This is a genomic window from Endozoicomonas sp. YOMI1 (genome assembly GCF_024606345.1).
Lineage (GTDB): Bacteria > Pseudomonadota > Gammaproteobacteria > Pseudomonadales > Endozoicomonadaceae > Endozoicomonas.
Window position 1 is genome coordinate 1 of sequence record NZ_JAHHPM010000039.1, and the last position, 11726, is coordinate 11726.

10 protein-coding genes are annotated in these 11726 nt (G+C 48.5%); 7 read left to right on the forward strand and 3 right to left on the reverse strand.

The window, feature by feature from the left end:
- Positions 1-322: 322 nt before the first annotated feature.
- Positions 323-1360 (forward strand): quinolinate synthase NadA, encoded by a 1038-nt coding sequence (nadA, locus tag KDK15_RS01440; RefSeq protein WP_257293585.1) that lies wholly within the window; start codon positions 323-325, stop codon positions 1358-1360.
- A gap of 2 nt (positions 1361-1362) precedes the next feature.
- On the opposite strand, the gene KDK15_RS01445 is transcribed toward nadA, so the two are convergent.
- Positions 1363-2772, reverse strand: a complete 1410-nt coding sequence (locus KDK15_RS01445; protein WP_257293586.1) for an ankyrin repeat domain-containing protein — start codon at positions 2770-2772, stop codon at positions 1363-1365.
- A gap of 135 nt (positions 2773-2907) precedes the next feature.
- On the opposite strand from KDK15_RS01445, the gene KDK15_RS01450 reads away from it, so the two are divergent.
- Together KDK15_RS01450 and KDK15_RS01455 are read left to right on the forward strand one after the other, a co-directional pair.
- Positions 2908-3870: a hypothetical protein gene (locus KDK15_RS01450; protein ID WP_257293587.1), complete on the forward strand. Its 963-nt coding sequence runs from the start codon at positions 2908-2910 to the stop codon at positions 3868-3870.
- Between the two features lie 364 nt (positions 3871-4234).
- Positions 4235-5179 carry a hypothetical protein gene (locus KDK15_RS01455; RefSeq protein ID WP_257293588.1) on the forward strand — a complete coding sequence of 315 codons (945 nt, stop codon included), beginning with the start codon at positions 4235-4237 and terminating at the stop codon, positions 5177-5179.
- Positions 5180-5355: 176 nt separating this feature from the next.
- Here KDK15_RS01455 and KDK15_RS01460 read toward each other — a convergent pair whose 3' ends face one another.
- Entirely contained in the window at positions 5356-6840 is a 1485-nt protein-coding gene (locus KDK15_RS01460; protein ID WP_257293589.1) for a M48 family metalloprotease, read from the reverse strand.
- A gap of 66 nt (positions 6841-6906) precedes the next feature.
- On the opposite strand from KDK15_RS01460, the gene KDK15_RS01465 reads away from it, so the two are divergent.
- Complete coding sequence (locus tag KDK15_RS01465; RefSeq protein ID WP_257293590.1) at positions 6907-7137, forward strand: sulfurtransferase TusA family protein; 231 nt, start codon at positions 6907-6909, stop codon at positions 7135-7137.
- A gap of 70 nt (positions 7138-7207) precedes the next feature.
- Positions 7208-8272, forward strand: a complete 1065-nt coding sequence (locus KDK15_RS01470) for an AI-2E family transporter (protein WP_257293591.1) — start codon at positions 7208-7210, stop codon at positions 8270-8272.
- A 249-nt stretch (positions 8273-8521) separates the two neighbouring features.
- Here KDK15_RS01470 and KDK15_RS01475 read toward each other — a convergent pair whose 3' ends face one another.
- Positions 8522-9034, reverse strand: a complete 513-nt coding sequence (locus KDK15_RS01475) for a peroxiredoxin (RefSeq protein WP_257293592.1) — start codon at positions 9032-9034, stop codon at positions 8522-8524.
- A 422-nt stretch (positions 9035-9456) separates the two neighbouring features.
- On the opposite strand from KDK15_RS01475, the gene dapA reads away from it, so the two are divergent.
- Together dapA and bamC are read left to right on the forward strand one after the other, a co-directional pair.
- Positions 9457-10332 carry a 4-hydroxy-tetrahydrodipicolinate synthase gene (gene dapA / locus KDK15_RS01480; protein WP_257293593.1) on the forward strand — a complete coding sequence of 292 codons (876 nt, stop codon included), beginning with the start codon at positions 9457-9459 and terminating at the stop codon, positions 10330-10332.
- The gene (bamC, locus tag KDK15_RS01485) at positions 10332-11507 is read left to right on the forward strand and encodes an outer membrane protein assembly factor BamC (RefSeq protein ID WP_257293594.1); all 1176 of its coding nucleotides are present in this window, start codon (positions 10332-10334) and stop codon (positions 11505-11507) included. The genes dapA and bamC overlap by 1 nt, the downstream gene beginning before the upstream one ends.
- Positions 11508-11726: the final 219 nt, after the last annotated feature.

The window sequence follows — 11726 nt, forward strand, 5'->3', positions numbered from 1 at the left end:
GGTAGAGCAGTTGGCTTTTAACCAATTGGTCGTAGGTTCGAATCCTACACGACCCACCACTTCCTGCCAAACCCTCCTTTTTACCTCTTTCACCATAATTATTAATAGTGCTGATGCTGTGTTAGACTACCTGCCACATTTTTTTAGAAAATGGTGGCGCGAAAATAGTGTGGAGCTGGACTACCTTCCATTTTGGGGATGGAGGCAGCGTAATATTTTCGGCTCATGGCTGATTGATAGAGGAAGTTGCAGACACTTACCTGCCTTTTAAATGAAACAGTTTATCTCAGAAGGGTAAAGTGCTTTGCCGGATGCAAGCTTTATGAATGCAGTGATAGACAGAGAGCTCGTTCAGGGCCATTTGCAGAAGGCTCCATTGCTGGTGGATCCGATTGCGAAGGAAGCCAAAAAAAGCAGAATTAAACAGCTCCTGAAAGAAAGGGGAGCGGTTCTGGTCGCTCACTATTATACAGACCCTGTCGTTCAGGAACTGGCTGATGAGACCGGTGGCTTTATTGCCGACTCATTGGAAATGGCTCGCTTTGGTGCCCGGCACGATGCCGAAACGCTGATCGTGGCCGGTGTTCGTTTTATGGGGGAAACCGCCAAAATTCTCAGCCCGGAAAAGCTGGTGCTGATGCCGACCCTTGAAGCAGAGTGTTCACTTGACCTGGGCTGCCCTGTAGAAGAATTTTCCGCTTTCTGTGATCAGCACCCTGACCGGGAAGTTGTCGTCTATGCCAATACGTCTGCTGCCGTAAAAGCACGGGCAGATTGGGTAGTTACCTCCAGCTGTGCCCTTGATATCATCGAAGATCTTGATGCTCAGGGTAAAGCGATTATCTGGGGGCCGGATAAATACCTTGGCAGCTATATTCAAAAAAATACCGGTGCCGATATGCTGCTCTGGGACGGTAGCTGTATTGTTCATGAAGAATTCAAGGCCAAAGGTATTGAAGATCTGAAACGTGTTTATCCTGATGCCGCCGTGCTGGTTCACCCGGAGTCCCCTGACTCAGTGGTTGAGATTGCTGATGTGGTGGGATCGACGAGTCAGTTATTGAAAGCTTCTCAGGACATGCCGAACAGCACATTCATTGTCGCTACGGACCGTGGGATTTTCTATAAAATGCAACAGGCTTCACCTGAGAAACGTTTTATAGAGGCTCCTACCGCAGGCAGTGGTGCCACTTGTCGCAGTTGTGCCCATTGCCCGTGGATGGCAATGAATACCCTTGATGCTCTTCTGGCATGTCTGGAAACGCCGGGTGACCTGAATGTCATTGAGGTCAGTGATGAGTTGCGGGATAAGGCACTGAAGCCCTTACAACGCATGTTGGACTTTACAGCGGCCGGTTAACATTAATTATCTTCCCGATTTCCGAGGAGGTTGTCCGAGAATGGACGGCCTCCCGGCATTGTTTTATGAACTCTTGCCGTGTTTTCCATGTCATTTTTCAAACTGGCCTGTAATTCAGCTTGTGACTCAGCTTCCGGTTCATGTGGCGTCCCTACACAGAGTTCCAGCGGTGTACCTCCAAAAATGCAGAAGGGCATTTTCCCAAACAGATTTTGCCTGGCCACACTTTGATTGGAGTAGGAGCCCTCTTCGCACCAGAAAAAGCCGTCAATGTTGGCTTTGCCTGCATATAAATTGCCACCATTGTCGATCAGTTTGAACATTGCCTGCTGATGGCTCTCTAAGGCTGCAAAATGCATGGGAGTAGCTCTGCCATTCCGCCAACCGGTGCTTTGATTTATCCTGGCATTGCGTTCTATCAGATGGTCAATAATTTCCAGGTTGCCAGACCAGGCAGCCAGATGGAGCAGTCGAATACCGCCTTTACTGATTGACTTATTGACATCCTGAACGGCGCTGATCAGCGTACGAATAACATCGTTATTGCCTTGCTTGAAGGCCTTGTAAAAATAGGACTTTGCGATGTCATTATAAAATTTGTTGACATCGGCTCCAGCCGATAATAGTACCCTCATTGTGCGGATATCTTCATTTTCCACGCTTTTCTGTAGTGCTGTCTGGCCATCTGTATCTGGATACAGCGCGTTTGGGTTGGCATTGCCCTTTATGCAAAGAAGTTTTACTGATCTCGATTGCTTGCACTCCACTGCCAAGTGAAGTGCTTCTTGTTTTTGTTTCTTGGCATCGGGAAAAGCTGCGCAAAGATAGGATAAAACTTTTTCATTACCCGATATGGCCGCCATTGCAAAAGCATTTAAGGTAGGCCCTTCGCCAGCACCCGTTGTCGTCAGGCGCATAAACGTCGATGAAGGCACGGCTTGCGCCAGTTGCTTGATGACCTCTACATTATCGTTTGTGCACGCCCACAGGTATAACGAATGAAAATCCTTCACACTGATTTCCTGTCCATCCACAAGAGGTAATGTGAATGGTAATTGGGGAAAGGGTAAGGTTAATTCAGGGGCTTTTTCTGACGTAGTGTCATCGTCATCTAAATCGATATCGGCATCAAGGCAGGGCGTGCAGGCCACCTCCCTGGCAAAAGGAAAAAGCCGGACAATTCTCTGGTAGAGTGTCTGGTTAGAAGATTCATGGGGTTGGCCGGGGGTAATATTTACTATAGGCGTTGTTTCGCATACGTGCTTACCATTGAAATTGACTTGAATGGTCTCCGGAGGTAATCCCATAGGGTGGGGCGAAGACGGATTACTGTTTGTCCTGTTAGGGTTAAAGTTAAACTCCAGTGTCCATGTTCTGGAGCCTGATAAATTATTAAATGAGAAACTGGGCATTATTAGAATCCTTCTTGAAATTTCTATTTAGTTGATGTCCATATATTTCTAGACCGTTTAGATAGCAGATAGTTCCCCATGATGGCGTGAACCTAATAATCATTTTGAGGTCAAACGGCGGTATTTATAGTCCAAGTGCAGGGCTTTATTCTGAAATCGACAGCATCACACAACTCCCGCCTAAAGCTTGCTGGTCGGATTGATCGACAAGCCGATTCTAACGGGATTCCTGACCGCAACAGAAATGCATTTAATGGCAAAAGAGTCTCAAACCGTCAGTTTCATGGAAGTACAGCTGCTACCTTGAATGATGGCAATCGTTTTGAGGATGCATTTTGGAAAAAAAGACCATTACAAGGGCGTCAAATCACCTCGGCTGATGTGCTTTCAGCCTATGTAAATGACAGAACGTCTCTCGGAAGTGGCTTCTTCCTGCAAAAGCTTTGCTTAAAGAACATGCTGCATGACAATAGAAAAGTGACCCCGGATCAGGTGATTCAGGAATTCAACCGGAAGCCAGATCGAAGTAATAAGTACAAATTAGCGATAGCGCGCTTCAAGGCGGAATGTTGCCTGAGACGCCTGCCGTTGAATGGCCTGCAGGTCACACCGGATGCGGTGGTTAAGGATTTTCCTGATAGTCAGGAAGGCAAACTGGGGATAGCACGCTTCAAAGCGGAGTGTTGCCTGAGGGGATTACCGTTGAATGGCCAGCAGGTCACATCGGATGCGGTGGTTAATGATTTCCCGGAGAGTTCGGATGGCAAACTGAGCAAAGCACGCTTCACAGCGGAATGTTGCCTGAGGGGCCTGCGGTTGAATGGCTGGCAGGTTACACCGGAGGCGGTGATTAAGGATTTTGAACGCGGTGGCTGGTTGCTCGAAAGAGCTATTTTTTATTCCCAGCTGGCAATGAATGCAAGGGTATTACATGGCTCCTATCTGGATAACCAGAAAGTATTGGCAGCGTTCAACAAAGTACCCGGGGATCATTCTTCAAGACAAGCTGAATATCTGATGCAAAGGTTGAAACAGCCTCAGTGGTACGATGAAACTAACGAAGCCCGGGATATCTTCAAAAGGCCTGGCAAATCTTAAACAATGTATCGGTGAAAGATGAGCAGCATCGACTGCAATGTATCTTGAAATTCATGGCTATGCAGAATGAATTGACCATTGATCATCAGAGCGTGTCCGCTGAACAGGTATTGCAATCCATCAACATGCTGAGGCGCTCATTTCAGAATTCACGTATCCATTTCTTCTTCCTGGCATACTGCTATATGAAGAGACAGCCTGTTGATGGACGGCAAATCCATAAAGATCAGGTGATTGAGTGCCTTCAGAGTTTTCCTGAAGGGAGCAAGCTACGCCATGCTTTAGGCTACTGGTTTGAACAAGGCAACTCTGACGCCAATATTATGGATAATATGCTGTTTAAACGGGAAAATGCCGTTCCAAGGTGGGGCTCCATCCATACGAAGCCTCTGCCAGTCAGTACAAGGCTTCTGTTGCCAATCCCGGCAGGGAAGGTCCGTTTCCTTATCAGGTCAGGGAATTCCGGGATGAACCAGAAAATACCTCCACCACTGCGGCAGTTAACGTCAGTGCGCCACAAACCCTGAAGCAATGGTCAAGCGGACCGGATTTCCCGGACAATCCCATTCCCCGATTAAATGCGCTAACGCTAAAAACACTGAATATTATTCAGGAAATCAATGGTTCTTACACCGATCCCCTCATTCTGATTACCGGTTCATACTCACGTTTTTTACAGAACCTCTGTTCATTATTTAATAATGATATTGACATTATTTGTACGACAGAAGAGTCTGCCAGAACACTCTTTGCAAAGCTGCAGGCACTTAACATCAACGGCAGGGATTCAGGTATTCCCAAAAGCATTACCATCTGGCCAATCCGGGGATGTCAGGCGATTAAACTGCCAAATGCCTACAATATTCAACTTAATGACGCTGATTTGGGTATGAAAGCAATGGGGCTTCAGGTCAGTGTTGACAACAGAGTGGCGCAGGGAAATGCAGCACGATTGGCCGTGCGCGTTCCCGGTGTTGAGCGGCCGGTATGGTGTTTGTCATTTGCTGAAGAAACCCGATTACTGAACGATACGCTGGAATACCTCGCTGATCACCTTGATCCGTTGACCGAGCAATTGCAAAAAGAGCAACAACGCCTTCATGGGCTTACTGAGCATCTTCAAATGAAATTGACTGGCCATGTTTGCCGTCATGATTTTGAATACAGAGTTAACGGCTGGTTATCGACAACTCAGCCTGTTAATGGTTACGAGATCAAGAGGAAGGACTTTATCAAAGCACTGCTTGAGATGATCAACCCTGAAGCCAAAACGACTGGCATGAAGATGCCTGCTACCTGCCTTGAGTAATGTTTTTAAATGTCAATTTTACCATGTCGGTCCATTATGCTGTGGATTTCCGCATCAGATTTTGGTAAACATCGAACGAGCATATCCGGCCCCGACCAGATCCTGTTCTGAACGCCAGTGGTCATTCATTACTGCACTGTAGAGACCGCTGTGTGATTGAATAGTTCCAATGTCTTTTATGAGTTTCTCAACTTCTGGCGATAGTTTTGCATATCCGTCAGCTTTTGCTGAAGTTTTGATTTGAGCGAGAAGTTATCTCCTGACATCTTTAGTGCATACTGCAGGTGTCTGATAGCGTCATCCAGATTGCCATTCAGGAAGAAGTACTCAGCTCTTGACTGGTGCAGGCCGACAATATCCTCTGCCAGCCCCTGAACTTCCGCCAGTTCAAACCAGATGTCCGGGTCGTCCGGACGGAGGCGACTGAGTTTCTGCAGCTCATTTCGTGCACCGGCATAATCCTGTTGTTGCAGCAGGATTTCTGCGCGAGTGGCCAGAAGCGGGTAGCTTTCCGGATTGGTACTCAGTGCCTTGTCGATGTGTTTAAGACCCTGGCTGGTTTTTCCGGATGTGGCTTTCACCAGGGACTGGGTCATAATCAGGTAAGGGTTATCAGGGTATTGTTGCAGCAGGAGATTCATCTGCTGCCCTGCTACCGTGAAGTTTCGGGTTTTCATGCTGGCCAGCACCAATCCATATCGAGTAGGAGCCAGGCTGGCTTCTGATGCGACGGTTAATCCGGACTCTAATTCCTTGTTCAGCTGTCTGGCCATTTCATGATGATTGTTGCTGTTCAGGACGGCGGCGCGCACTCTCATGAACTGGTAGTTTTGCGAGCCTTTGGTGGTTTTTAGTTGCTGGTCTGACATCTGGTCAGCCCGGGCCCGGGAGTCTGCGATACGGTTTTCTGTCACCGGGTGTGTCAGTAGGAATTCTGGAGGACGGCTGCCATAACGGCTGGCTTTGTTCATTTGTTCAAAGATTTCAGGCATGGCCTGTGGGTCAAAGCCAGCCCTGGCAAGGGTGGTGATGCCGATGTTATCCGCTTCCCGTTCAAACTGGCGACTGAAACGAAGCCGTGCACTTTGCATTCCTGCAACGGTTGAGGTCAGCGCTGCGGCACCGGCGTCTCCGCCAGCGGTGGCCATGATCAGTATCGATCCAAGAATGGCTGCGGCATTGGGGATGCTTTTGTTACGTGCCTCTTCAACGTTGCGGGCGTAGTGACGCTGGCTCAAATGTGCCAGTTCGTGTGCCAGAACAGCGGCAAACTGTGCTTCAGTTTCTGCATTGAGAAACAGGCCGGTGTTGACGCCAACGATGCCGCCCGGGGCGGCAAAAGCATTCAGGACCGGGCTATCAATAACAAGCGGGACGAGTCGGTGATCCTGAAGTTCACTGGCAGCGGCCAGTCGGAAAATAAGGTTTTCCAGGTAGTCTTTGAGTTGCGGGTCAGAAACCATGGGGGTCTGATTGCGCAGGGCTTTTAACCATGACCGTCCAAGTTCATGTTCTTCCTGTTGGGAAATAATGCCCGAAGTGGTATCACCCAGGCTCGGCAGGTTGAGGTTGCTGCTCAGGGTGGCACTGGAGTAGGCCGACAGTACAGAGGTCAGTGCTGTGGCTAATATAAATACTGACAAAAAGCCCGCTCGTTTCATAGAATATCCATACTCGTGTTTTCTACGATACACTTTATCACGAATCTGTTTATCACGAATCTGTTTATGATGGATGTTGAGCTGGAACTTGATCTTAAAGGTATGAACTGTCCACTGCCATTGCTGAAAGCCAAACAGGCGCTCAGTCGAATGCAGTCAGGCCAGGTTATCAGAGTGTATGCGACAGATCCGGGTTCGGTCAGGGATTTTGTCAGCTTTGCTAAAATCAGCGGGCATATTCTGGTGGCCAGTGAAGAAGAGCGCGGGGTTTATATCCATACATTGCAGCATAAGTAGGCCTGAGCTTTTAAGGGACTTGAGTTTAATGAATGAAACTTGAGTCGTTGAATAACTAACGGAGCATTTGATGCTGAATGTCATTAAGGGGTGGTTGCACAGCTATCTTTCGGATCAGGAGGCGATTGTTCTTCTGATCATATTACTGGTTGGCTTTGTTGTTGTCCTGACCATGGGGAAAATGCTGGCACCGGCATTGGCCGCTTTGATTTTTGCGTTTCTGATGCAAGGCCTGGTGAACTGGCTTGAACGACGATGGATGCCTCATCTTCTGGCCGTTAATCTGGTTTTTACCGGATTTGTTGCCGCATTGTTGCTGGTGATTTTTGTGGTAGTTCCACTGGTGTGGGAACAGGTAACTCACCTGTTAAATGCCATGCCCGGCATGGTTCGTGAAGGGCAGGCGCTGTTGGTTAGTTTGCCTGATCGATACCCGGGATTTGTTTCTGAGCACCAGGTTAGCTTACTGGTCACAACCATTAATAAACACCTTGCCGACTTTGGCCAGTGGGCATTGTCTTTTTCGCTATCCAAGCTCCCGGGTATCGCTGCTCTTCTGGTTTATCTGATCCTGGTGCCTATCCTGGTTTTCTTTTTTCTCAAGGATAAAGAGGTTTTGCTGGGTTGGATGGCCGGTATTTTACCTCGCCGTCGCAGGCTGATTGACCAGGTTGCCGACGAGATGAATGACCAGATTGCCAACTATATCAGGGGGAAGGCGATAGAAATTGTCATTGTCGGGGGTGTCAGTTATGTGCTGTTTGCTCTCTTGGGGTTGAGCTATTCTGCACTTCTGGCAGTGATAGTCGGCTTCTCGGTTGTTGTGCCCTATATCGGGGCGACTGTAGTGACGATTCCCGTTGCCATTATTGGTTTTTTCCAATGGGGGATGGATGATCAGTTTGTTATTCTGATGGTGGGCTATGGGATTATTCAGGCGCTGGATGGTAATGTTCTGGTGCCACTGCTTTTCTCTGAAGCGGTGAACCTTCATCCTGTTGCTATTATTATTGCGGTTCTGGTTTTTGGCGGTTTGTGGGGGTTCTGGGGGATCTTCTTTGCCATCCCCTTGGCAACTTTATTAAAGGCGGTTATGAACGCCTGGCCTACAGTGGCGGATGTGGAGTTAAGTTAAAGATGTGAAGTTAGGAATAGTCCTTGAATAATTTCCACATTTTGGAGCCTCCAAACTCCGTTGGTCCTGAGTGCTGGGCTTGTAGAAGTATCAAGGGCGTAAACTCAGAAGCATGACAGATCGTGCGAGGCACCCTTCGACTCCGCTCAGGGTGAACGGAGAGAGGGGTCTAAATGTCGGAATTATTTAAGGACAATTACTTAAAAAGTGGGCAGGGCCCACTTTTTAATTCGGAAGATGGTGATTTTATTACTCCTCTTCGTTGCTGTTGTCACTGTTATCGGTCTGCGCCCGAGTGTCTACCATTTGTGAGGCCTGCAGAACATCTTCAACATGCCCCTTAATGCGAACCTTACGCCACTCGTGTTGCAGTACACCATTACTGTCGATCAGGAAGGTACTCCGTTCGATACCCATATACTCCTTGCCATACATCTGCTTTAACTTGATGACGTCGAACAGTTTGCAGAGCGTTTCATCTTTATCTGAAATCAGCTCAAATGGGAACTCGTGTTTGGCCCGGAAGTTTTCATGAGCCTTGATGCCGTCTTTGGATACGCCAAAGACGAGCGTGTCTGATTCTTGAAATTGCCTGTAATGGTCTCTGAAGGCTTGTCCTTCACTGGTGCAGCCGGGGGTATTGTCTTTTGGGTAGAAAAACAGGACGACTTTACGGCCTTTGAGTTCAGAGAGTTTGACCGTCGTGTCACTGGTCGCTTGGGCGGTAAAGTCAGGAACGGGTTGGCCCAGGGTTACGCTCATGTTTTATCCTTAGTCGCTCTCATTTGGTTGAATAGCTGCAGGTTCTATTGGTCTATTACAGCAGTCCCAGAGGATTACAAATTTATCGGCTCAGGCAGCAAAAGTTCGACCAATTTTCCGTCCATATGTCTAAGGCGATGCTGCCATGGTAATCCATAATTGTTCTGCTTCCTCTTCAGAGCCATCTTTTAAAAGAACCCTGAAGCCAATTCGGAAGTTTTTATTAAATTCAGGGGAGATAGTTTAAACCATCACTGAAAAAAAGGCAGGTTCTGAAACGGTATTCAAACAATTAAGGCTTTTTCTCTTCATAGTTCTTCAGCTGTTTTCAACAAACAGCCGGGCAGGGATGGATTTCGGCCTTGTGAATGTCAGGGGGCATTAGTAACATTACGCGAGATTTTGCCTTTAGGAGTGAACTGATGATTACCGGGAGCCTGGTGGCAATTGTGACCCCCATGTATGGCAATGGTGAGCTGGACTGGGAGAGTATGCATGCCCTTGTAGAGCATCATATTGACCAGGGAACGGATGGAATCGTGGTGGTGGGTACCACGGGTGAGTCAGCCACTCTGACGGTGCAGGAACATTGTGAAGCCATAAAAAGGATGGTGGATCAGGTTAATGGCCGGATGCCTGTGATTGCCGGTACCGGGGCGAACTCGACCGCTGAGGCAGTTCACCTGACAGCGGAAGCCAAGGCATTGGGAGTTGATGCCTGTTTGCTGGTGACACCTTATTACAACAAGCCGACTCAGGAAGGGCTTTACCTTCATTATAAAACGGTGGCTGAATCGGTCGCGATTCCCCAGATTCTCTATAATGTCCCTGGTCGAACAGCGGTGGATCTGCTGCCAGAAACCATTGCTCGCCTGAGCCAGCTCGACAATATTGTCGGTGTTAAGGAAGCCACTGGCATTGTTGAGCGTGGCAAACAGATTCGTGAGTTGTGTGGTGAAGACTTTGCCATCTACTCCGGTGATGATGCTACCGGTATGGAGCTGATGCTCCAGGGGGCAAATGGTGTTATCTCTGTAGTCAATAATGTTGCGCCAAAGATTATGCATAAATTGTGTGTTGCTGCGACGGCGGGCGATCGCAGTACAGCGGAAGCGCTCAATGCCCGGATTGAAGCATTGAGCAGTCAGCTCTTTCTGGAAGCCAATCCGATTCCAGTAAAATGGGCATTAAAAGAGATGGGGATGATCAAGGAAGGTATTCGTTTACCATTGACGCCCCTTTCGGAGTGTTATCACTCCGATGTTAGAAGCGCATTGCAAAAGGCGGGGTTGATTTGATGGTTCCAGGTCAAAGGATCAGTGAGTTGCAAAGGCATACCCGGTTGGGCCTGTCTGTTGCTATCAGCGCATTGGTGCTGACAGGTTGTGCCAATCCTTTTGGCCAGCAGGGGTATCTGCGGGATCGTGCCGGAGACTACACCGAGGCGCAGATTGCTAAGCCCATTACCTTGCCGACGGGATCTCAGGCCAGGGAACTGGGGGATATTCTGGTTATTCCTGAGGCCGGCCTGTCTGGCCAGAAACTGTCACGGCAGTTCGAAGTTCCGAGACCTTCCCAGCGATTGATGATGAAAGAAGGTGATCATTACAGTATTGAGCGTAGTGGCAGTCAGGAATGGTTGTCCGTTGATCGTGAACCCAGTGAGGTGTGGCCTGGTGTGCTGGGCTATTTTGAAGATCTGAGTGTTGGTATCGCTACCACAGAGTTTGCCAAAGGCATTGTTGAAACCCAATGGAATGCTTCTGGCAATGATAAGGATCACGGTGTGATGTACCGGACATTGGGTAAGCTATTTGGTGCCAATGATCTTGATCCGATGGAAGACCGCTTTCGCTTTGTGGTTGGCAATGGCCAGAAAGGCGGAACCACTGAGGTTTATGTTTATCATCAGGGACGACCATTGGCGAAAAAAGGAAAACCCTCTTCGATTCCTGAGAACTGGGATAACCTGGGAGAGCGAAGTAAGCGGAAGGTTAATGATGTGCTTGCAGAGCTGCTGGTTTACCTGGCGCGGGATGACACCAAATCATCGGTTTCTCTACAGGCTCAGGGGCTTGATATTGCTTCAGTTGTGGAACCGGGCCGGGATGGTAATGGTAACCCGGTGCTGACGGTTCGTGGCCTGTCTTATGCCCGTGTATGGGATGCCGTTGCCAATGCGATGGATAACGCTGGGCTAAAGGTTGTGGATCGTAACCGTTCAGCCGGTCTCTTTTATCTTGCTGACAGTGTTCCGCAACTGGAACAGGAGCAGCAGAAAAAGAGCTTCTGGTCAGGGTGGTTCAGTGATGATCAGGAAACCGATGTTTCTGACGAGAAGAAAACGCTGACGGTCAGGGTGAGTAATTACTCTGACGCGGTTCAGCTTTCTGTAGAAAAGGATGTTAATACCTCAGCGTCGGCAGATGTCAGTCAGAGACTGCTCAAGGTGATTCAGGACAACCTTCAATAAAAAAGTAGGCTTACGCCCGCTTTTTGTTTGCCCGGCGAATCGGGCAAACCCGTCAGGCTGAAAGAAGCCTGAATCACCCCGATTTATCAATCGCCTGATACAGGGATATAAGAGTGCAGGAGCCTCCTGGGCTCGTACACGATTCTGAAGGAGGACAGGGCTAATCGCCGCTCCTAAAAACTTGCTCAAACCTACTCAAAGTTATCTAAACCTGAGCAT

Bases quoted from the DNA above. Each gene is read 5' to 3' on its own strand.
- KDK15_RS01460 (WP_257293589.1), bottom strand. From the start codon at position 6,840: ATGAAACGAGCGGGCTTTTTGTCAGTATTTATATTAGCCACAGCACTG.
- dapA (WP_257293593.1), top strand. From the start codon at position 9,457: ATGATTACCGGGAGCCTGGTGGCAATTGTGACCCCCATGTATGGCAAT.
- nadA (WP_257293585.1), top strand. From the start codon at position 323: ATGAATGCAGTGATAGACAGAGAGCTCGTTCAGGGCCATTTGCAGAAG.
- KDK15_RS01475 (WP_257293592.1), bottom strand. From the start codon at position 9,034: ATGAGCGTAACCCTGGGCCAACCCGTTCCTGACTTTACCGCCCAAGCG.
- bamC (WP_257293594.1), top strand. From the start codon at position 10,332: ATGGTTCCAGGTCAAAGGATCAGTGAGTTGCAAAGGCATACCCGGTTG.
- KDK15_RS01470 (WP_257293591.1), top strand. From the start codon at position 7,208: ATGCTGAATGTCATTAAGGGGTGGTTGCACAGCTATCTTTCGGATCAG.
- KDK15_RS01465 (WP_257293590.1), top strand. From the start codon at position 6,907: ATGATGGATGTTGAGCTGGAACTTGATCTTAAAGGTATGAACTGTCCA.
- KDK15_RS01445 (WP_257293586.1), bottom strand. From the start codon at position 2,772: ATGCCCAGTTTCTCATTTAATAATTTATCAGGCTCCAGAACATGGACA.